We start from the raw sequence: 20,894 nt of genomic DNA on the forward strand, positions 1-20,894 counted from the left end.
GTTGCTGTATCGTCTGCTCTACGGTCTGAGCGACGCGTTCGGGCCGTTCAATGTGTTCCGGTACCTCACGTTCCGGAGCGTGCTGGGCATGCTCACGGCCCTGGGGATCGCCCTGTTCTTCGGGCCGGCCGTGATCCGCTGGCTCGAACGGCTCAAGGTGGGCCAGGCGGTGCGCGACGACGGCCCGGAGAGGCACCTGGCCAAGGCGGGCACCCCCACCATGGGGGGCATCCTGATCCTGGTGGGCCTGGGCGTGGCCACCCTGGCCTGGTCCGATCCGCTGGAACCCCGGGTGTGGATCGTGCTGGGGATCACCTTCGGGTTCGCGGCGGTGGGGTTTGCCGACGACTACCTCAAGGTGACCCGGCGCAACAGCCGGGGCCTGCCGGCCCGGGCCAAGTTCTGGTCCCTGGTGGTGGTGGCCACGGCCGGGTGCACCGCCCTGTGGGCCCTGCCCGGATTCGACACCCGACTGGCGGTGCCGTTCTTCAAGAACCTGCGGCCGGACCTGGGGTGGGCCTACATCCCGTTCGCCGTGTTCGTGGTGGTGGGCGCGGGCAACGCCGTGAACCTGACCGACGGCCTCGACGGCCTGGCCATCGGCCCGGTGATCACGGCGAGCCTCACCTACCTCATCTTCACCTACACCGCGGGTCACGCCCGGATCGCGGAGTATCTGCAGATCCCCTGGGTGCCGGGCGCCGGCGAGCTGGCCGTGTTCTGCGCGGCCATGGCCGGGGCGGCCCTGGGGTTCCTTTGGTACAACGCGTACCCCGCGCAGGTGTTCATGGGCGACGTGGGCAGCCTGGCCCTGGGCGGCGCCCTCGGCGCCGTGGCCGTGGTGAGCAAGTCCGAGATCGTGCTGGCGGTGGTCGGCGGGGTGTTCGTGGTGGAGGCCCTGAGCGTGATGATCCAGGTGGTCTCGTTCAAGACCCGGGGCAAGCGGGTGTTTCGGATGGCGCCCATCCACCACCATTTCGAGCTGAAGGGGTGGGCCGAGCCCAAGATCATCGTGCGGTTCTGGATCGTATCGATCATCCTGGCCCTGCTGGGCCTGGGCACCCTGAAGCTGCGGTGAACCCAATGGCTCGAGGCGCGCGGTTCGACGGGAAGAGGGTGCTGGTGCTGGGGGCCGGTCGATCGGGACGAGCCGTGGCCCGGTACCTGGCCGGCCGCGGGGCGAGGGTGGAGGTCCACGACGACCGACCCGTGGAGCTGCCCCCGGATCTGCCCGCGGCCCCCTACGCCGGCGACCCGGTCGCGTGCTACGACCTGGCCGTGGTCAGCCCGGGGGTGCCCCCCCGTCACCCCCTGTGGGCCGAGCTGCGGCGGGCCGGGGTGCCGGTGGTGGGCGAGCTGGAGCTGGCGGCCCGGGAGCTCGGCTGCCCCCTGGTGGCGATCACCGGCACCAACGGCAAGAGCACCGTGACCGAGATGGTTGGCCGGGCCCTGTCGGCCGAGGGCCGGGCCGTGTTCGTGGGGGGGAACCTGGGCACCCCCCTGGTGGAGGCCCTGGGGGGGGCGTGGGAGCTGGCCGTGGTGGAGGCGTCGAGCTTCCAGCTCGCAACGGCCGAGACGGTCCGCCCCCGGGTGGCCGTGCTGCTCAACGTGGACCAGGACCACCTGGACTGGCACGGCACCCCCGAGGCGTACGCCGAGGCCAAGGCCCGGATCTTCCGGAACCAGGGCGAGGGCGACGCGGCCGTGGCCTGCGCCGCCGACCCCGCGGCCTGGGCCCTGGCCCGCCGGAGCCGGGGCGTGCTCCTGGGGTTCTCGGAGCAGGGCCCCCTGCCGGCCGGGGCGTGGCTGGAGGGGGACGACGCCGTGGTGTGCCTGCCGGGCCGCGACGGCGTCCGGCTCGATGCCGACCCCTGCCGGGCCCGGGGCCGGCACCACCTGCGAAACGCCCTGGCGGCCGTGCTCGCGGCCGCCTGGATGGGGGCCGACCCGCAGAGGGCCTGGGATGCGGCGGTCTCGTTCCCGGGGCTGCCCCACCGCATGGAGCGGTTCTGGGAGGCCGGCGGCGTCGGGTTCGTGGACGACTCCAAGGCCACCAACGTGCATGCGGCTCGAGAGGCCCTGTCCTCTCTGCCTGGGCCGGTGGTGTGGGTGGCCGGGGGCCAGGCCAAGGGCCAGGACCTGGCGCCCCTGGCCGGGGCCGCCCGGGGTCGGGTCAAGGTGGCCGTGGTGGTGGGCCAGGACGCCCCGGCCTTGGCCCGGGTGCTCGATGGGGTGGTTCCGGTGCGGATGTTCGACGATTGGCCCGAGGCGGTGGAGGCGGCCGTGGCCGCGGCCGAGCCGGGCGACACCGTGCTCCTGTCGCCGGCCTGCGCCAGCTTCGACCGCTTCTCCGGGTATGCCGAGCGCGGTCGGGCCTTCCAGGCCCTGTGCCGGCGGGCGTGGCAGCGGAGGCGGAGCCGTGGGTGAGGCCGGGCGTTGCCGGCCCGACCCCTGGGTCCTGGGCGCGGCCTCGGTGCTCGTGGGCCTGGGGCTGGTTCTGGTGTACTCCTCGGCCGCGCCCCGGGCGTTCGGCGGGGCCGGCGGTGACCCCCTGGCCTACCTGAAACGCTCGGCCGTGTACGCCGGCCTGGGACTGGTGGCCATGACCGCGGCGAGCCGGGTCCCGGCGGAGCGACTCCGGCCGTGGGCCTACCCGATCCTCGGGCTGAGCACGGTGCTGCTGGCCCTGTGCTGGGTGCCGGGGCTGGGTCAGGCCGTGAAGGGGGCCCACCGATGGATCCGGGTCGGGCCGGTGGGGTTCCAACCGTCCGAGGTGGCCAAGTTCGCGGTGGTGTTGTTCCTGGCCGACAGCCTGGCCCGCCGGGGGGAGCGGCTGCGGTCGTTCGCCTACGGGTACCTGCCCCACGTGCTGATCCCGGCGGTGCCCCTGGCGCTGATCCTGGCGGAGCCCGACCTGGGCACCGCGGCCCTGGTGGGCGGGGTGGTGCTGCTGGTGTGCTTCACGGCCGGGGTGCGGCCCGCGCACCTGGCCTCGGGGCTGTTGCCGGCGGTGCCTGTGGCCGTGTGGGCCCTGTGGTTCGTGCCGTTTCGTCGGGAGCGGATCCTGGCGTTCCTGGACCCCTGGGAGCACGCCCAGGGCGCGGGGTTCCAGCTGGTCCAGAGCCTGTTGGCGTTCGGGTCCGGCGGCCTGTGGGGCGTGGGGATCGGGCGGGGCCAGCAGAAGCTATTCTACCTGCCCGAGGCCCACACCGACTTCATCCTGAGCGTGTGGGCCGAGGAGGCCGGGTTCGTGGGCGTGGCGGCGGTGCTCCTCCTGTTCGGGCTCCTGGTGGGCCGGGGGTTCTGGCTGGCGGCCCGCCAGACCGACCCCTTCCGGCGATACCTGGGCGTGGGGGTGGCCGCCTGGCTGGGACTCCAGGCGGGCCTGAACGCCCTGGTGGTGACCGGGTGTCTGCCTACCAAGGGGCTGCCCTTTCCGTTCCTCTCGTACGGGGGAACGGGCTGGGTGGTGGACCTGGCGGCGGTGGGGGTGCTGGCGGGGCTGGGCCGGTGCGAGTCCTGATCGCGGGGGGCGGCACCGGGGGGCACCTGTACCCCGGCATCGCCGTGGCCCAGGAGCTGGTGGCCCGGCCGGGCCGGCACGAGGCCGTGTTCGCGGGCACCCTCCGCGGCCTCGAAGCCCGGGTGGTGCCCCGGATGGGGTTTGCGTTCCACGCCGTGCGCGCGGCAGGGGTGGTGGGCAAGGGCCCGGCCGGCGCGGTACGGGGCCTGGTCCAGACGGCGCGGGGGCTGGGGGATGCCGCGCGGATCCTGCGGCGGGTACGGCCCCACGCCTGCCTGGGGGTGGGGGGATACGCCTCGGTGCCGGTGGTGGCCCTGGCCCGGCTGTTCGGGGCGTTCACCGCGGTCCAGGAGCAGAACGCCTGGCCGGGCGTGGCCAACCGGGTTCTGGGCCGGTGGGTGCACCGGGTCTATCTGGGGTTCGAGGAGGCGGCCGGCCGGTTCCCCCGGCGAAAGGTTCGGGTCACCGGCAACCCCCTGCGGCCCGAGTTCGCGGAGCCGTTCCCCTACCCGGACCGGAGGGGGGGCGAGGCGCTGCGGGTGCTGGTGGTGGGCGGAAGCCAGGGGGCACGGGCCCTGAACCTGGCGGTGCCCGATGCCCTGGCCCGGGTTCCCGGTCCGGTGGAGGTGCTGCACCAGAGCGGACCGGGCCGCAAGGACGAGGTGGCGAGCCGGTACGGGCCGGGCCCGGGGGTGCGGGTGGTGGAGTACCTGGACGACATGGCCGGGGCCTACGCCTGGTGCCATCTGGCCGTGGCCCGGGCCGGGGCCCTGACCGTGGGGGAGCTGGCCGCGGCCGGCCGGCCGGCGGTGCTGATCCCGTACCCCCACGCGGCCGGGGGCCACCAGGAGAAGAACGCCCGCGCCGCCGAGGCCGCCGGATGGGCGGTCTGCCTGCCGGAGCCCGAGCTCTCGGCCGAGGCCCTGGCCCGGCGGATCGCGGACCTGGCCGGCCGGCCCGGCCGCCTGGAGACCATGGCGGCGGCCGCCGCCGCCTGGGCTCGCCGGGACGCGGCCCGGGTGATCGTGGACGAGCTGTTGGAAGCGGCGGAGCGGCGAGGCAGCTAGGCGGCTGGGCGGCGGACCGGAACGAACCGGTTTCGGGGGCTGAAGCGAGGAAACCATGTTGTCGGATGCGGTTTGGACGTGGAACGCGGCGGGGGGGCTCGAGGCCGCCCAGCTGCCTAGCCGCCCAGCCGCCTAGCGAGGAAACGCGTGTACCGCAAAGACCATCGCATCCATTTCGTGGGGATCGGAGGCATCGGGATGAGCGGCATCGCCGAGGTGCTGCTGAACCTGGGCTACCCGGTGAGCGGGTCCGACCTGCGGGACACCCCGATCACCCGGCGCCTCGCCGGCCTCGGGGCCCGGATCCATCAGGGCCACGCGGCCGAGCACGTGGGCGACGCCACCGTGGTGGTGACCTCGTCGGCGGTGGGGCCCGACAACCCGGAGGTGGTCGAGGCCCACCGCCGGGGCGTGCCGGTGATCCCCCGGGCCGAGATGCTGGCCGAGCTCATGCGCATGAAGTACGCCGTGGCCGTGGCCGGGGCCCACGGAAAGACCACCACCACCTCCATGGTGGGGGCCGTGCTGAGCGAGGCCGGGCTGGACCCCACGGTGGTGGTGGGCGGCCGGCTACGGGGCGTGGGCACCAACGCCGTGCTCGGCCGGGGCGAGTTCCTGGTGGCCGAGGCGGATGAGAGCGACGGCAGCTTCCTCACCCTGGTGCCCACGGTGGCGGTCATCACGAACATCGACCGGGAACACATGAACCACTATGGCAGCGAACAGGCCCTCGAGCAGGCGTTCGTGGACTTCGCCAACAAGGTGCCGTTCTACGGGGCCGTGGTCCTGTGCCTCGACGACCCCCGGGTGCAGGAGGTGCTGCCGGCCGTGCGCAAGCGGGTGATCGCCTACGGCCTGTCGGCCCAGGCCGAGGTGCGGGCCCGCGACGTGAGCACCACCGGCGCGCGGACCCGGTTCGAGGTGGTGGTGCGGGGTGCGGCCGTGGGCCGGGTGGACCTGGCCGTGCCCGGCGTCCACAACGTACGCAACGCCCTGGCCGCGGTGGCGGTGGCCGACGAGCTGGGGGTGGATCCGGGGCTGGCATGCCGCGCCCTGTGCGCCTTCGAAGGGGTGGAGCGCCGCAGCCAGGTGGTGGGCGAGGCCGGAGGGGTGATCGTGGTGGACGACTACGGCCACCACCCCACCGAGATTCAGGCCGTGCTGGCCGCCCTCAAGGAGGCGTACGGCCGGCGGGTCGTGGCCGTGTTCCAGCCCCATCGGTACTCCCGCACGGCCGACCTGATGGACCGATTCGCCACGTGCTTCTACGACGCGGACACCGTGCTCGTGACCGACATCTACCCGGCCGGCGAGGACCCCGTGGAGGGGGTCACCGCAGGGGCCCTGGCCGAGGGGCTGCGGACCCACGGCCACCGGGACGCGGCGTTCGTGGGGCCGTTGGACGCCGTACCCGACGCCGTGGTGGAACGGGCCCGGCCCGGGGACCTGGTGGTGACCCTGGGGGCCGGCAGCATCGGGGGCGTGGGCGCGCGGATCGTTGCGCGGTTGGCAGAAGGAGACACCCATGGCGAGAACAGCGCTGGATGAGATCCAAGAGCGCGTCCGGGGGCGGGTGGTTCTGAACGCGCCCATGGACCGCCTGACCACCCTCCGGGTGGGGGGACCGGCCGACCTGCTGGTGTACCCCGAGGACCAGGAGGATCTGGCGACCCTGGTCTCGTTCCTGACCCAACGGGGCCTCCCCTACTTCGTCCTGGGGAACGGGTCCAACCTGGTGGTCCGGGACGGCGGCATCCGGGGCGCCGTGATCTGCCTGACCGAAGGGTTCCGGGGCCTGGAAGCCCGGGAGGGGGCGTCGTTCCGGGTGGAGGCCGGGGTGGCCGTCCGGCGGATGGTCCGGTGGACCGTGGACCGGGGGATCACCGGGTTCGAGCCCCTGGTGGGCATCCCGGGGTCGGTGGGAGGGGCCCTCGCCATGAACGCCGGGGCGTGGGACACCGAGATCGCCGATCGGGTGGTGGAGCTGGAGGTCCTGACCCCGGGCGGCGGGGTGGAGGTGCTCGGCCGTTCGGAGCTTCGGTTCCGGTACCGGGGCCTGGACCTGCCCCCCGGCTGCGTGATCGTGGCCGCCGTGTTGGAGGGGGAGCCGGCCGAGCCCGAGGCGGTGAAGGAGCGGGCCCGGGAGCTCTACGCCCGGCGGAAGGAGTCCCAGCCGCTGCAGGAGCCCAGCGCCGGCAGCGTGTTCAAAAACCCCGCCGGCGCCAAGGCGGCCCGCCTGATCGAGGCGTGCGCCCTCAAGGGGGTCCGGGTGGGCGATGCCGAGGTTTCGCGGATCCACGCGAACTTCATCGTGAACGCCGGCATGGCCACCGCCAGCCAGGTGGTGGCCCTGATCGGCATGATCCAGGAGCGGGTGTACGTGAAGCACCGGATCAAGCTGGAGCCCGAGGTCCGGATCGTGGGGGAGTGGGCCAAGGGGAAGCTGCGGGTGCAGGAGTGAGCGGGCGGCAGCCGGCTTGCCGAAAGGAGCCCCGATGAGCCGGGTGGCGGTGCTGCTGGGCGGACGGAGCAACGAGCGGGAGGTGAGCCTGCGCACGGGCCGGGCCGTGGCCGAGGCCCTCCGGCGCAAGGGGCACGACGTGACCGAGGTGGACGCGGTCGGCGACTGGGTGGAGCGGCTCCTGGGCCTTCGGCCCGAGGCCGCGTTCGTGGCGCTGCACGGCCGGTGGGGCGAGGACGGCACGGTCCAGGGGCTGCTGGAGATGCTCGACATCCCCTACACCGGGTCCGGGGTGCTGGCGAGCGCCCTGGCCATGGACAAGGTGGCCTCGAAGCGGGTGTTCGAGGCCTGCGGCATCCCCACCCCGCCGTGGCAGGTGCTGCCCCCCGGCCGGGGGGCCGAGGCCGTGGAGGTCCTCACCCCGTTGGTGGCCAAGCCCCCGCGGGGCGGCTCCACCCTGGGGGTCGGGGTGGCCCGCACCCCCGACGAGGTCCCGGCCGCCCTCCGCACGGCCCGGGGGTGCGAGGACACGGTGCTGGTCGAGGGGTTCATCGAGGGGCGGGAGCTCACGGTGGGGCTCCTGGACGAATTGGAGCTGCCCGTGGTGGAGATCGTGCCGGAGTCGGGGTTCTACGACTACGAGGCCAAGTACACGGCCGGACGCACCCGCTACCTGTGCCCGGCGCCCCTGGCCGAGGCCGAGGCCTCCCGCTCGGTGGAGGTGGCCCGGGCGGCTTACGCCGTCCTGGGGTGCTCGGGTGCGGCCCGGGTGGACCTGCGGCTCGATCCCCAGGGCAACCCCTGGGTCCTCGAGGTGAACACGATCCCGGGCATGACGCCCACGAGCCTGCTGCCCAAGGCCGCGGCCGCGGCAGGCATCGGGTTCGACGACCTGGTGGAACGGATGCTCTCCGGGGCGTCCCTGAAGGCGTGAGGCAGCGGTGAGAGACGAGCCCTTCGCGGCGGAGAACTCGAACCCCCGACCGGCCCTGGCTCCCCTGGCCGTCACCCTGGTGTGGCTGGCGGCCGGGGCGGCGCTGGCCGTGGCCCTGTACGCCGGGTTCCGCCGGACCGCGGGCACGGTGTTCCCGGTGGCGACGGTTCGGGTGGAGGGCACGGTGCGCACCGACCCCGAGGCGGTCCGCCGGGCCGTGGGCGTAGAGCCCGGGGACCCGCTGTTCGGCCTCGACGTGGCCGGCATCCGGCGGGCCGCCGAGCGGCTGCCGTGGGTGCGGGAGGCCCGGGTGATCCGCCAGGTGCCCGGCACCGTGCGGATCGTGGTGACCGAGTGGGAGCCCCGGTACCTGATCCGCACCGACCGCCTGGCCTACCTCACGGCCGAGGGCCATGTGGTGCCCGTTCCGGTGGCGCCCGGGGACGACTACCCGGTGATCACCGGCGTCTCGCCCGCCCAGCTGCGCCGGCGAGGCGAGGTGCGCCAGGCCCTGCTGGAGCTCCTGGGGCTGCTCGGGGGCGGGCTGGCCGGAGAGGAGCTGGGCGAGGTCCACGTGGACCCGGAGGAGGGCATCACCGTGTACACCGACCGACGGGCGGTGCGGTTCGGGCTCGGGGGGTTCGGGGAGAAGCTCGAGCGCCTGGCCCGGCTGGACCGCCACCTGTCCCGCACCGGGCAGTGGGCCCGCACCGTGGACCTGGACTACGAGGACCGGATCGTGGCCCGCCTCGAGGGGCCGTATCGCAAGGGAGGCCGACGGTGAGGGCTGGCACGCGTCAGATCGTCGGGCTGGACATCGGCACCACCAAGATCTGCGCCGTGGTGGCCGAGACCTCGGCCGAGGGCATCCGGGTCCTCGGGTTCGGCACCCACCCTTCCAAGGGCCTGCGCAAGGGGGTGGTGGTCAACATCGAGGCCACGGTCCAGTCGATCCGCAAGGCCGTGGAAGAGGCCGAGATCATGGCCGACCGGGAGATCCGTCAGGTGTTCGCCGGCATCGCCGGCGGGCACATCCAGGGGTTCAACAGCCACGGCGTGATCCCCCTGAGGGATCGGGAGGTGCGGCCGGCCGACGTCCGGCGGGTGCTCGACGCGGCCCGGGCCGTGGCCATCCCCATGGACCGGGAGGTGATCCACATCCTGCCCCAGGAGTACATCGTGGACGACCAGGACGGCATCCGCGAGCCCCTGGGCATGAGCGGCGTGCGGCTGGAGGCCCGGGTCCACATGGTCACCGGCGCCGTGACCAGCGCCCAGAACATCGTGAAGTGCTGCAACCGGGCGGGGCTCCAGGTGGCAGACATCGTGCTCGAGCCCCTGGCCAGCGCCGAGGCGGTGCTCACCGAGGACGAGCGGGAGATCGGAGTGGCCCTGGTGGACATGGGCGGCGGCACCACCGACATCCTGGTGGTCAGCCAGGGCGCCGTGCGCCACTCCTCGGTGCTGGCACTGGGCGGGGCCCACGTGACGAACGACATCGCCGTGGGGCTGCGCACCCCGGTGGCCGACGCCGAGAAGATCAAGCGACGCCACGGCTGCGCCCTGGCGTCGCTGGTGGGCAAGGACGAGACCCTGGAGGTGCCGAGCGTGGGCGGCCGCCGGCCCCGGGTGATGAACCGGAAGATTCTGGCCGAGATCGTGGAGCCCCGCATGGAGGAGCTGCTGACCCTGGTGCAGCAGGACCTGGAGAAGGCCGGCATGGAAGACCGGCTGGCCTCGGGCCTGGTGCTCACCGGCGGGGGCAGCCTGCTCGAAGGGGTCGTGGAGATGGCCGAGCAGGTGTTCGGAGGGGTGCCGGTGCGGCGGGGCTACCCCCAGGGGCCCGAGAGCCTGCCCGACGGCCTGCGGGACCCGGCGTTCGCCACCAGCGTGGGGCTCGTCCTGTACGCGGCCCGGGCGGGCACCGAGGGGTTGGGTCCCCTGGACTCCGACGACCAGAACCTGTTCGCCAAGATCGCCAGCCGGATGAAGTCGTGGTTTCGCAACTTTTTCTGAACATCGTTCCCAGGTAGCGTCCCCCAGCCAGGAGGTGACCCATGGCCAAGTTCGAGCTCGAAGAGACCCCTGCGTTCCAGGCCCGCATCAAGGTGGTGGGGGTGGGAGGCGGCGGCGGCAACGCCGTGAACACCATGATCGCCGCGGGGATCCAAGGCGTGGACTTCATCGCGGCCAACACCGACGCCCAGGCCCTGGCCGCGAGCCTCGCGCCCATGAAGGTGCAGCTGGGCAGCGGTCTGACCCGGGGGCTGGGGGCCGGCGCCAACCCCGAGGTGGGCCGCCAGGCCGCCCTGGAGGACACCGCCACCATCGCCGACGCCCTGGACGGTGCGGACATGGTGTTCATCACGGCCGGCATGGGCGGGGGCACGGGCACGGGCGCGAGCCCGGTGATCGCCCGGGTGGCCAAGGAGTGCGGCGCGCTCACCGTGGGCGTGGTCACCAAGCCCTTCGGCTTCGAGGGCAAGCGCCGGATGCGACAGGCCCTCGAAGGCGTGGACGAGCTGCGCCAGGAGGTGGACACCCTGGTCACCATCCCCAACGACCGGCTCCTGTCCATCGCCGGCAAGCAGGCCTCGTTCCTCGACGCGTTCCGCATGGCCGACGACGTGCTGCGCCAGGCGGTGCAGGGCATCAGCGACCTGATCACCCAGGCCGGCATCATCAACGTGGACTTTGCCGACGTGCGCACGGTCATGAGCGAGAAGGGCATGGCGCTCATGGGCAGCGGGGTGCGCAGCGGCGAGAACCGGGCGGTCATGGCGGCCCAGGACGCGATCTCGAGCCCCCTGCTGGACAACGTGAGCATCGAGGGGGCCCGGGGTGTGCTGATCAACATCACCGGCCCCTCGGACCTGGGTCTGGCCGAGGTGGTGGAGGCGGCCACCCTGATCCAGGAGGCGGCCCACGAGGACGCCAACATCATCTACGGCCAGGTGATCGACGACTCCATGGGCGACCGGGTCCAGGTGACCGTGATCGCCACCGGGTTCGGGGAGGCCAAGGCCGAGCAGGAGCCGATCCACATCGAGACCGTCCGCGCCGTGAAGGCCGAGAAGGCCCAACCCGTGGACTACGACAAGCCCGCCTTTCAGCGCCGCAAGGAGCCGGCCGCGGCCGTGCGGGTCAGCCGGGTGGTGGGCAGCGACATCGAGATGGAGAGCGAGCTCGACATCCCCACGTTCCTCCGGAGGCAGGCCGACTAGCGTTCCGTTTCGCAAAAACGTATGCGGATTGCTTCGGTGGGGCTGGGGGCTCCGCCGAAGCGCGACGGCCGAGCAGCCCGGGCCGCCCGGCGCCAGGGGAGCGGCCGCGGCCCCCTCGGTCGCCGCGCAGCGCCTGCTGCGTGCGGACCGCGAAGTGGTACCCGTTGCACGGAACCGTGATGAACCCAACTCTGATGTCTCGTGCCTGCGCGGCGAATCTCAGTGCCCGGCTTCGCGCCCGGCCGGAGGCAGGTCCCTTGCCCCGCCTCCGGAGAGGCGCCCCCCCTTCGTTGCCGGGTGAATGATGCCCCCCCTGCCGCGCGCGGAGCCCCAGGGGTGAGGAACCCCCGCCCCCCCTGCCCGGACGCGCCGGTTCGGTGCGCCTTGGTCTACCCGAACCGCCTGGCCGTGGCCGCGGCCAACCTGGGGTTCCAGTGCCTCTACGGGCTGCTGAGCCGAAAGGGGTGGGTCTGCCACCGGGCGGCGGCAGACACCCCCCGCACCCGGGAGGCGGACCGTGCGCTCGCCGAGTACGACGTGGTGGCCGCCAGCCTGTCGTTCGAGGGCGACTACCCCGCGTTCCTGGAGCTGCTCTCCGGCGGCGGGATCCCCTTGCGGGCGGCCCTGCGGGGGGACGCCGCCCCCCTGGTGGTGGTGGGCGGGATCGCCCCCAGCCTGAACCCGGAGCCCCTGGCCCCGTTCGCGGACATCGTGTTCCTGGGGGAGGCCGAGGCCGGGCTGGAGGGGCTCCTGTCCTTCCTGGAGACCCACCGCCCCCTGCCCCGGCAGGACCTCCTGGCCTCGCTGGCCCGTGCCGGGCTGCCCGGGGTGTACGTGCCCTCCCTCCAGGGCCCCGGCTCGGGCGCCGGGGTGCGGCGGGTCTGGGCCCCCGTGCCCTGGGACCCTGCCCGGACCCGATTCCGGGTGGAGGGGGACCCGTTCGGCGGAGCCTACCTCCTCGAGGTGAGCCGGGGGTGCCCCCACGCCTGCCGGTTCTGCGCGGCCGGCTACGCCACCCGGCCGTTCCGCCCCCTTCCGGCCGAGCGTCTCCTTCCGTGGATCCGGGCCGGCGCACGCGAGGCCGGGCGCGTGGGGCTGGTGGGTGCGGCCGTATCCGATCATCCGGCCTTCGAGGACCTGGCCGAGGCCGCCCTGGAGGCGGGCGCGGGCTTCACGGTGAGCTCGTTTCGGGCCGAGAACCTCACCCCGCGGGCGGCCGAGCTCCTGGCCCGGGGCGGGCTCCAGACGCTGACCGTGGCCCTGGAAGCGGGAACCCCCCGGCTGCGGGCGCTGCTGGGCAAGCGGATCACCGAGGACCACCTGCTGGAGGCCGCCCGGATCGCCGGGGAGGCCGGCATCCCCAACCTACGGATCTACGCCATGGTGGGGCTGCCCACCGAGACCGATGAGGACGTGGACGCCCTGGCCCGGCTGGCCGAGAAGGCCCGGTCCGCCCTGGGGCGGGGTCAGGTCACGGTCAGCGTGGCCCCGTTCGTGCCCAAGCCCCACACCCCCCTCCAGTGGGAGGCCGTGGCCCCCGAGGCCCTCGTGCGGGCCCGGATCCGGCGGCTTCAATCCCTGTGCGGAAGGGTCCGGGGGGTGCGGGCCGTGGCCGAGGCGCCCAAGTGGTCCCGGCTCCAGGCCCTGTGGAGCCGGGGTGGCCGGGACGTGGCCGAGCTCCTGGAGCAAGGGGTGCGCTCCGGCGACTGGCGCGCGGTGCTGCGCACGCCCTTGGCCCGGCGCGAGCTCGACGCCCCCCGGGACCCGGGCGGCCCCCTGCCCTGGGACTTCGTCGAAGGCGTGCCCGACCGGGCCCACCTGGCCCGGGAGCGCGAGGCCGCCCTGGCCGGCAGGCCCCCCGTGCCCTGCCGCCCCGGCACCTGTACCGTGTGCGGGGTCTGTGGGGGATGATACCAAGTTGCCATCCATCGGATACGTATCCGGGACGGGGCAAGGGACCTGCCTTTCAGGGGTCAGGGCTCGGTGGACAGGAGACAGGGAAAACCGCTCCTGCGATTCTTCTGTCCACTGTCCTCTGAATTCTGGGCCCTGACACGGCCGCGCCCGGCTCTCCGGCAGGCCCCTTGCCCCTCTGGGCAGGGGGGCAACAGGTTTGGATGCAACCTGGTACGATCAGAAGAGATGTCTCGCCGGGGGCCGAAAGGGGATGAGGTGACCACGGCAAAGACCGCGATCGCGCTCGTGGGGAGCTACCGGAGGGGCGGAGCCGTGGACTCTGCCGTGGCCCTGGTGGTGTCCGGCCTAAAGACGCACGGCGTGGCCTGCCGGACCGTGTACCTTCGGGACTGCCACATCGAGTTCTGCACGAACTGCCGGAGCTGCCTCCAGCCCCCTGGGCCCGAGAGGGGGCGGTGCGTCGTTCAGGACGACATGGGCCCCCTTCTCGACCGGATCGGCTCGGCAGACCTCCTGGTCCTCGGCGCCCCCACCAACGCCGGCGGGGTCAACGCCCTGACCCAGCGGTTCATCGAGCGCTGCGTTTGCCTGGCCCGCTGGCCCTGGGGGACCCACGCTCCGGTTCTGAGGGACAAGACGAGGAGCAAGAGGTCGGTGCTGGTCGCATCCAGCGGCGCGCCGGCGCTGATCGGCAGGTATCTCAACGGAACGCTCCGATCGTTGAAAACGGTGTCGCGCTACCTGGGGGCGAAACCCGTGGGCGCCCTGTGGGTCGGCGGGGTCACCGAACGGGAGGTGGAGCTTTCCCCCAAGATCGGCCGCAGGGCCCGGGCGCTGGCCGACAGGATGGCCACCGGCTGATCCCGGGTTGTGTCCAAAGTGAGCGCTCTCGGGGCGGCCGGTTCTGCGCTGGGGAGCCGGCCTCGCCGAAGCCGTCACGGCTCGCCGAGCAGCTTGATGCCGAGTCGCTTTCGAACCGGGAGCCCTCGGGGCCGGGGCAAGGAGGGAGGAGAGATGGACGAGCCGCGTCCTTCGGGCCGCCGCCTGGCGGTGCTCACGCTCGCCGCGCTGGGGGTCGTGTACGGCGACATCGGCACGAGCCCCCTGTACGCGTTCCGGGAGTGCTTCTACGGCGAGTACTCCCTCGCCCCGACCCCGGGCCACGTGCTCGGGGTCCTCTCTCTCATGTTCTGGTCCCTGGTCGTGGTCGTCAGCGTGAAGTACCTGGCCCTCGTGCTGCGGGCCGACAACCGGGGGCAGGGGGGCATCATCGCCCTGCTCGCCCTGATCACCCCTCCCCGCGGGGATCACCGGTGGGGCCGCCGGGTCCTGGTGACCATGGCCCTGTTCGGGGCGTCGCTCCTGTACGGGGACGGCATGATCACCCCCGCCATCTCGGTGATGAGCGCGGTGGAGGGGCTGAAGGTCGCGACCCCCGCCCTGGGCCCCTTCGTGATCCCCCTGACCGTGGCCATCCTGGTGGGGCTGTTCTGGTTCCAGCACCGGGGCACGGGCCAGGTGGGCATGGTGTTCGGCCCCGTCACCCTGGTGTGGTTCGGGGTGCTGGCGGCCCTCGGCCTCGGGAGCATCGCGTCGTATCCGGGCGTGCTCCGGGCGTTGAACCCGATGTACGGGGCGGTGTTCCTGGCCGAGACCGGCCTGCGGGGGTTCCTGGTGCTCGGGGCGGTGTTCCTGGTGGTGACCGGGGCGGAGGCCCTGTACGCCGATCTCGGCCACTTCGGCCGGCGTCCGATCCGGCTGGCCTGGTACACGGTGGTCTTTCCGGCGCTGGTGCTCAACTACTTCGGTCAGGGAGCGGCGGTGCTTCGCAACCCCGAGGCCGCCCATCACCCCTTCTACACCCTGGTGCCGGCCTGGGGGGTGGTGCCCCTGGTGGTCCTGGCCACGGCCGCGACGATCATCGCTTCCCAGGCGGTGATCTCCGGGGCGTTCTCGTTGACCCGGCAGGCCATTCAGCTCGGGTACTGCCCCCGGCTGGAGATCCGCCACACCTCCCCCGAGGCGGCCGGCCAGGTGTACATCCCGCCCGTGAACCGGCTGCTCGCCGTGTGCACCATCGCCCTGGTGCTGGGGTTCGGCTCGTCGAGCCGCCTGGCTGCGGCGTACGGCGTGGCCGTCACCACCACCATGTTCATCACGACCTGCCTGTTCTACGTGGTGGCCCGCGAGCGGTGGGGCTGGGGCCGCCTGGCCGCCGGCGTTCCCGCGGCCGCCTTCCTCGCGGTGGACGCCTCGTTCTTCGCGGCCAACGTGGGCAAGGTGGCCCACGGGGCCTGGTTCCCCCTGGCCATCGGGCTGGCGGCGTACCTGACCCTGTCCACCTGGAAGCAGGGGCGGGAGGTCCTGGCCCGTCGGTTCCTCCAGACCTCGAGGCCGTTGGAGTCGTTCATCGCGTCGGACCAGGCGCAAGAGAGCATCCGGGTGCCGGGCCGGGCCGTGTTCATGACCGGGAACCCGGGCTACACCCCGGCGGCCCTCGTCCACAACCTCCGCCACAACAAGGTGCTCCACGAGGAGGTGGTGGTGCTCACGGTGATCACCGAGGACACCCCCCGGGTGCCGCCGAAGGACCGGCTGGAGGTGGAGCGGCTGGGGGACGGGTTCTACCGGATCATGGCCCGGTACGGGTTCATGGAGGACCCCCACGTGCCTCACGTGCTGCGGTTGGCCAAAGATCACGGCCTCGAGTTCGCGCTCAAGGAGACGAGCTTCTTCCTGGGGCGGGAGGTGATCCTGGCGTCCCACCGCTCGGGCATGCCGGTGTGGCGGGAGAGGCTCTTTCAGTTCCTGGCCCGCAACGCCCAGCCGGCCCGGGGCTTCTTCCACGTGCCCCCGGACCTCGTGGTGGAGCTCGGAGCCCAGGTGCAGCTGTGAGGGGCCACCCGTGCCTGACCTCCGGAACGGAGGGCTGCCGCGCGTTCCCAGGAGGGGCTTTCCCCCAGGATCTTGGCGGGAGAATCCGGCGGCGGGTCGCGTTGGGCCTCAGCGCTTTCGGTCGTAGAACTCCTGGAGCCTCTTGTGAACCTCTGAGAAGTCGCCCACGCTGGAGTACGCGTTCAGGGTCTCCAGGCGCAGCGCATCGTCCAGGGAGCGGCCCACCACGTCCAGGATGGTCTCCTTGGCGGAGCGGATGGCCTGTTGGCTGTTCTCCAGCAGCTGGTCGGCGAGCTCCTCGGCGGCATCCATCAGCCGATCGTCCGGCACGACCCGGTTGACCAGCCCCAGCCGGTACGCCTCCTCGGCGCTCACCTCCCGACCGGTCAGGGCGAGGTCCAACGCCACCGCCAGGCCGGCGATCGCCACCAGCCGGACGATTCCCCCGTCGCCCTGGTGCAGGCCCCGGCGCACCTCGAACGAGGCGAACCGGGCGGACTCGGCCGCGATCCGGAAGTCGCACGCCAGGGCGATTTCGAAGCCGCCGCCCACGGCGTACCCGTTCACGGCCGCGATGATGGGTTTGTAGATCCGGTGCTGGCCCCGCGTGATTCCACCCCCGAACCCCCGCCCCACGTTCCGGCGCAGGTCCATCATGTTGGCGTGGGCCCACTTGGGGAGCCAGGTCTTCAGGTCCGCCCCGGCGCAAAACGCCTTGCCCGCGCCGGTCACGATGGCCACGTCCACGGCGTCGTCGGAGCCGAAGTCGGCCCACGCTTCCCAGAGGGCCTCGTCCAGTTCGTCGTCCACCGCGTTGAGGACCTCCGGGCGGTTCAGGGTGATGTAGGCGATCCTGCCGCGCTTCTCGTAGAGGACCTTGCTCATGGCGGGCTCCTGGTGGGGGACCTTGCTTGGCGGAACACCACGCTCCAGGCGCTCATAGCGGGTACAGCGAAACGCCCAAGCGGCGAGCCACGTCCTCTTGTCGGTGATCGTACGTGGCCAGCCGGACGTCCTGTCCGCGGCTCCGAAGGAACTCGACGGAGGCAAGGTGCAAGGCGTCCAGGGTGCGGATCGGGAAGGGTTCCAGCGCCCGGGCTAGCACGACCGGTGCGAGTTCGAGCGTGGCGATCCGGGCTAGGAGCGCAGCCACGTTCTCCCGGTGAGTGTCGGTCAACCCGCGGGCGTGGATGCGGTTCCAGATTTCGTACTCCGAGAGGCGGCTCGAGATGAGGGGCTCGGACCAGAGTCGGCGGGGTGGGTAGCGGTTCTCGGCGAGGAGGTGTGCCAGGGCCACCGAGGTGTCAAGATAGATCACGGGTCGTTCCGGTCTTGGGCCAGCTCTTCCATGATCTCTGACAGAGGGGCGACGGGCCTACGCGGGGGACCGAGCTCGGCCACCACACGGTCCTCTTCGGTGACGAGCACGATCTCACCGCCGCCCGCGATCCGGATGTATTCGCCCAGCCGGTCTTTGAGTCGTTCGATCGGTACGGTTTGCATGGAGACGAAACTATCCGCCAGGGGCGCCGCTGTCAAACGGCGCCGCTTCACGCGGCCCTCAGGCCTGCTGCTCCTCCCGCGGGAACAGGATCCCCTCCACCAGCACGTAAGCGGCCTGGAGCCAGGAGGTGGGGCACAGGGGGAAGCACTCCTTGCACTTCCAGCACTCCCGGGCCGCGATGTCCGGGACGAAGGCGATCTCCTTCTTCGTGCCCCGGTTGATGAAGCCCACGGCGTGCTTCTTCTTGACCTCGGCGCAGTAGCGCACGCACAGGCCGCAGTGGATGCAGAAGGACGACTCCTTGTCGAACCGGTCCTTGTCCGCTCCGTACTCCTCGGCCAGGGCCTTGAGCCGGGGAGCCTCGGGGGCGTGGGCCAGGTACAGCTCCAGGATCACCCGCCGGATCCGCTCGATCTCGGGGGTGCGGGTGCGCACGGTCAGGCCCTCGGCCACGGGGTAGACGCACGAGACCACGTGCTGCTTGCGGCCGCCGCGCTCCACCTCCACGGTGCACAACCGACAGCTCCCGAAGGGCTCGAGCTTCTCGTGGTGGCACAGGGTGGGGATCGGGATCCCGGCGCCCTGGGCCGCCTCGAGCACGGTCGCGCCCTCCGGCGCCGCGACCTCCTGGCCGTCGATCTGCAGGCGAACTTCGCTCATGTCCCTAGTGCTCCGTTTCGCAAAAACGTATGCGGATTGCGTCGGTGGGGCTGGGGGCTCCGACGAAGCGCGACGGCCGAGCAGCCCGGGCCGCCCGGCGCCAGGGGAGCGGCCGCGGCGCGTGCCCTCACGCGCCGCAGCGGACCGCGCCGAGGCGGCCCCTGCGAGGCCGTTCAGCGAAGGAGGGGCCCCCAGCCCCACCCCCTGGGAAAACCACGGAATTTCGGAAACGCTACACTAGCCTCTTGCACGCACGGTCCGCTGGTCCTCCGGCAACGGCGGGGGGACCGGCTCTCCGGAGATCTTGCGCACGGCGCCGAACCGATCAGGGCACACCTCCAGGCAGGTTCCGCACTTGGTGCACAGGTCCTGGTCGATCTGGTGGATCACGTTCTTCGCGCCCGAGATCGCCTCTGCCGGGCACTTGCGGCGGCACCGGCCGCAGGCCCGGCACCTGTCGGGATCGATGTGGAAGGCGATGAGGTCCTTGCAGGAGAGCGCCGGGCAGCGATTCTCGCGGATGTGGGCCTCGTACTCGTCCCGGAAGTAGCGCAGGGTGCTCAGGAAGGGGTTGGGCGCGCTCTTGCCCAGCCCGCACAGGGCCGCCTCCTTGGCCACCACCGACAGGTCCTCCAGGATCTCCAGGTCGCCATCTCTGCCCTCGCCCCGGCAGATGCGGGTGAGCACGGCGAGCATCTGGCGCAGGCCCTCGCGGCAGGGCACGCACTTGCCGCACGACTCGTCGGTGAGGAACTCGATGAAGTACCGGGCGACGTCCACCATGCAGGTGTCCTCGTCCATGACGATCATGCCGCCCGAGCCCATCATCGAGCCGGCCTGGGTCAGCTCGTCGAACCCCACGGGCAGGTCGAGCATGTGCTCGGGCAGGCACCCGCCCGAGGGGCCGCCGGTCTGCACGGCCTTGAGCCTCTTGCCGCCCGGGATGCCGCCCCCGATCTTGTAGACGATGTCCCGCAGGGGCATGCCCATGGGCACCTCGACCAGGCCGGTGTTGGTGATCTTGCCCACGATCGAGAAGATCTTGGTGCCCGAGCTCGTCTCGGTGCCGATGCGGGTGAACCAGTCGGCGCCGTTCTGGATGATCAGGGGCACGTTGGCCCAGGTCTCCACGTTGTTGAGCACGGTGGGCCGGTTCCACAGCCCCCGCACGTTGGAGCGGATGTACTTGGGCCGGGGCTCGCCCACCCGGCCCTCGAGGGCGGTCATGAGCGCGGTGGACTCGCCGCACACGAACGCGCCCGCGCCCCGGTGCACCTTCACCCGGAACGAGAACCCCGACCCCAGGATGTCGTCGCCCAGGAGCCCCAGCTCCTCGGCCTTCTGGATGGCCAGGGTCACGTTCTCCACGGCCAGGGGGTACTCCTGACGCACGTACACGTACCCCTCGTGGGCCCCCACCGCGTAGGCGCCCAGGATCAGGCCCTCGAGCACGGCGTGGGGGTTGCCCTCCAAGAGGCTCCGGTCCATGTACGCGCCGGGGTCGCCCTCGTCCGCGTTGACCACCACGTACTTGACCGGGTCGGGGGCGTTGCGGGTGCCCTCCCACTTGATCCCGGCCGGGAACCCGCCGCCCCCCCGGCCCCGCAGGTTGGCCCGCTTGACCTCGTCGAGCACCTGCTCCGGGGTCATCTCCGAGAGGGCCTTGGCCAGGGCCGAGTACCCGCCGATGGCCACGTAGTCCTCGATGCTCTTGGGGTCGATGCTCCCGTTCGACCCGAACACGATGCGCTGCTGGTGCTTGTAGAAGGGGATCTCGTCCTCCCGGGCGAGGGGGTCGCCCGAGTCCGGGTCCACGTACAGCAGCCTCTCGACCCGTTCGCCGGCCTTGACGGTCTTCTCGATGATCTCGGGCACGTCGGCGGCCGTGAGCTGGAAGTAGCAGACCGACTCGGGCTGGATCACGAGGATCGGGCCCCGCTCGCAGAACCCGTGGCACCCGGTCAGGCGCAGGTGGACCCGGTCGGCCAGGCCCTGCTTTGCGAGCTCCACCCGGACGGCCTCGGCCACGTCGTTGCAGCCGCAGGCGTGGCAGGCGGAGCCGGCGCACAGGGTGATGCACGGCTGGTCCGGGGCCCGGTCGGCGAGAACGGCCTTCCGGAACGCTTCCAGTTCGGCCGGGGAGTGCAGGCGTTCCATGGTTTCCCTCAGTCGTGGTTCCGAAGGGCCTCCGCCGTTTCGGCAGGGGTCATCTTCCCGTAGGTCTTGCCGTCGATCTCCATGACCGGGCCGAGGGCGCAGCAGCCCAGGCAGTTGACCGTCTCGAGGCTGAACTTGAGCTCCAGGTCGGTCTCGCCCGGCTTGATGCCGGTGGCCTCCTGCACCGCGTCGAGCACCCGCTGGGCTCCCCGCACGTGGCAGGCCGTGCCCATGCACACGTGGATGCGGTGCCGGCCCTTGGGAACCGTGCTGAACGCCTTGTAGAACGTGGCGATGTGGAGGATCCGCGACAGGGGCACCCGGAGCCGTTCGGCGACCCGCTCGAGGGCCTCCTGCGGAAGCCAGTTGTTCTCGGTCTGGATGTCCAGGAGCACCTGGATGAGGTAGCTCTCGTCCGCTCCGTACCGGTCGATGATCTGATCCACCCGTGCGATGTCCATGTCGTCGTCCACCCTGTTAAGCCGGCGGTGAAACCGTCGCGATCCCCTCCCTGCTCGGGAGGGCGAGGGGCCTGCCGGAGAGCGTGATGCG

At 72.2% G+C, this 20,894-nt stretch carries 19 protein-coding genes; 13 read left to right on the forward strand and 6 right to left on the reverse strand.

The window, feature by feature from the left end:
• Window position 1 precedes the first annotated feature (1 nt).
• From mraY to DEFCA_RS0117555, 13 genes are all read left to right on the forward strand, one after another.
• Window positions 2-1,078 (forward strand): phospho-N-acetylmuramoyl-pentapeptide-transferase, encoded by a 1,077-nt coding sequence (gene mraY / locus DEFCA_RS0117495; RefSeq protein WP_025324295.1) that lies wholly within the window; start codon window positions 2-4, stop codon window positions 1,076-1,078.
• 5 nt (window positions 1,079-1,083) lie between these two features.
• Window positions 1,084-2,427, forward strand: coding sequence for a UDP-N-acetylmuramoyl-L-alanine--D-glutamate ligase (murD, locus tag DEFCA_RS0117500; RefSeq protein ID WP_025324296.1), 1,344 nt, complete (start codon window positions 1,084-1,086; stop codon window positions 2,425-2,427).
• Window positions 2,420-3,523: a putative lipid II flippase FtsW gene (ftsW, locus tag DEFCA_RS0117505; protein ID WP_025324297.1), complete on the forward strand. Its 1,104-nt coding sequence runs from the start codon at window positions 2,420-2,422 to the stop codon at window positions 3,521-3,523. The genes murD and ftsW overlap by 8 nt, the downstream gene beginning before the upstream one ends.
• Entirely contained in the window at window positions 3,511-4,590 is a 1,080-nt protein-coding gene (gene murG, locus DEFCA_RS0117510; RefSeq protein WP_025324298.1) for an undecaprenyldiphospho-muramoylpentapeptide beta-N-acetylglucosaminyltransferase, read from the forward strand. Before ftsW ends, murG begins: the two co-directional genes overlap by 13 nt.
• A 147-nt stretch (window positions 4,591-4,737) precedes the next feature.
• A complete protein-coding gene (murC, locus tag DEFCA_RS0117515) occupies window positions 4,738-6,138 on the forward strand; it encodes a UDP-N-acetylmuramate--L-alanine ligase (protein WP_025324299.1) in 1,401 nt (466 codons plus the stop codon).
• Window positions 6,116-7,051 carry a UDP-N-acetylmuramate dehydrogenase gene (murB, locus tag DEFCA_RS0117520; RefSeq protein WP_025324300.1) on the forward strand — a complete coding sequence of 312 codons (936 nt, stop codon included), beginning with the start codon at window positions 6,116-6,118 and terminating at the stop codon, window positions 7,049-7,051. Before murC ends, murB begins: the two co-directional genes overlap by 23 nt.
• A gap of 34 nt (window positions 7,052-7,085) precedes the next feature.
• Entirely contained in the window at window positions 7,086-7,985 is a 900-nt protein-coding gene (locus DEFCA_RS0117525) for a D-alanine--D-alanine ligase (RefSeq protein ID WP_025324301.1), read from the forward strand.
• 7 nt (window positions 7,986-7,992) lie between these two features.
• On the forward strand, window positions 7,993-8,769 hold the full coding sequence (locus DEFCA_RS0117530; protein WP_025324302.1) for a cell division protein FtsQ/DivIB: 777 nt from the start codon (window positions 7,993-7,995) through the stop codon (window positions 8,767-8,769).
• Window positions 8,766-10,001, forward strand: coding sequence for a cell division protein FtsA (gene ftsA, locus DEFCA_RS0117535; RefSeq protein ID WP_025324303.1), 1,236 nt, complete (start codon window positions 8,766-8,768; stop codon window positions 9,999-10,001). The genes DEFCA_RS0117530 and ftsA overlap by 4 nt, the downstream gene beginning before the upstream one ends.
• Window positions 10,002-10,042: 41 nt before the next feature.
• The gene (ftsZ, locus tag DEFCA_RS0117540; protein WP_025324304.1) at window positions 10,043-11,209 is read left to right on the forward strand and encodes a cell division protein FtsZ; all 1,167 of its coding nucleotides are present in this window, start codon (window positions 10,043-10,045) and stop codon (window positions 11,207-11,209) included.
• Between the two features lie 336 nt (window positions 11,210-11,545).
• Window positions 11,546-13,120 (forward strand): B12-binding domain-containing radical SAM protein, encoded by a 1,575-nt coding sequence (locus DEFCA_RS0117545; RefSeq protein ID WP_025324305.1) that lies wholly within the window; start codon window positions 11,546-11,548, stop codon window positions 13,118-13,120.
• A 261-nt stretch (window positions 13,121-13,381) separates the two neighbouring features.
• Entirely contained in the window at window positions 13,382-13,987 is a 606-nt protein-coding gene (locus DEFCA_RS0117550; protein ID WP_025324306.1) for a flavodoxin family protein, read from the forward strand.
• A gap of 153 nt (window positions 13,988-14,140) precedes the next feature.
• Window positions 14,141-16,021 (forward strand): potassium transporter Kup, encoded by a 1,881-nt coding sequence (locus tag DEFCA_RS0117555; protein ID WP_025324307.1) that lies wholly within the window; start codon window positions 14,141-14,143, stop codon window positions 16,019-16,021.
• Between the two features lie 108 nt (window positions 16,022-16,129).
• On the opposite strand, the gene DEFCA_RS0117560 is transcribed toward DEFCA_RS0117555, so the two are convergent.
• The 6 genes from DEFCA_RS0117560 to DEFCA_RS0117585 all read right to left on the reverse strand — a co-directional run bounded on the left by DEFCA_RS0117560 (window position 16,130) and on the right by DEFCA_RS0117585 (window position 20,803).
• Window positions 16,130-16,906: an enoyl-CoA hydratase/isomerase family protein gene (locus DEFCA_RS0117560; protein WP_025324308.1), complete on the reverse strand. Its 777-nt coding sequence runs from the start codon at window positions 16,904-16,906 to the stop codon at window positions 16,130-16,132.
• 52 nt (window positions 16,907-16,958) lie between these two features.
• Window positions 16,959-17,339 (reverse strand): PIN domain-containing protein, encoded by a 381-nt coding sequence (locus DEFCA_RS0117565; RefSeq protein ID WP_025324309.1) that lies wholly within the window; start codon window positions 17,337-17,339, stop codon window positions 16,959-16,961.
• Complete coding sequence (locus tag DEFCA_RS19860; protein ID WP_245693504.1) at window positions 17,336-17,575, reverse strand: type II toxin-antitoxin system Phd/YefM family antitoxin; 240 nt, start codon at window positions 17,573-17,575, stop codon at window positions 17,336-17,338. Before DEFCA_RS19860 ends, DEFCA_RS0117565 begins: the two co-directional genes overlap by 4 nt.
• Window positions 17,576-17,582: 7 nt before the next feature.
• Window positions 17,583-18,185, reverse strand: a complete 603-nt coding sequence (locus tag DEFCA_RS0117575) for a 2Fe-2S iron-sulfur cluster-binding protein (RefSeq protein WP_029734321.1) — start codon at window positions 18,183-18,185, stop codon at window positions 17,583-17,585.
• A gap of 237 nt (window positions 18,186-18,422) precedes the next feature.
• Window positions 18,423-20,342: an NADH-ubiquinone oxidoreductase-F iron-sulfur binding region domain-containing protein gene (locus tag DEFCA_RS0117580; RefSeq protein ID WP_025324311.1), complete on the reverse strand. Its 1,920-nt coding sequence runs from the start codon at window positions 20,340-20,342 to the stop codon at window positions 18,423-18,425.
• A gap of 8 nt (window positions 20,343-20,350) precedes the next feature.
• Window positions 20,351-20,803 (reverse strand): complex I 24 kDa subunit family protein, encoded by a 453-nt coding sequence (locus DEFCA_RS0117585; RefSeq protein WP_025324312.1) that lies wholly within the window; start codon window positions 20,801-20,803, stop codon window positions 20,351-20,353.
• Window positions 20,804-20,894 lie beyond the last annotated feature (91 nt).

Origin of the sequence: Deferrisoma camini S3R1, assembly GCF_000526155.1 — a bacterium.
Lineage (GTDB): Bacteria > Desulfobacterota > Deferrisomatia > Deferrisomatales > Deferrisomataceae > Deferrisoma > Deferrisoma camini.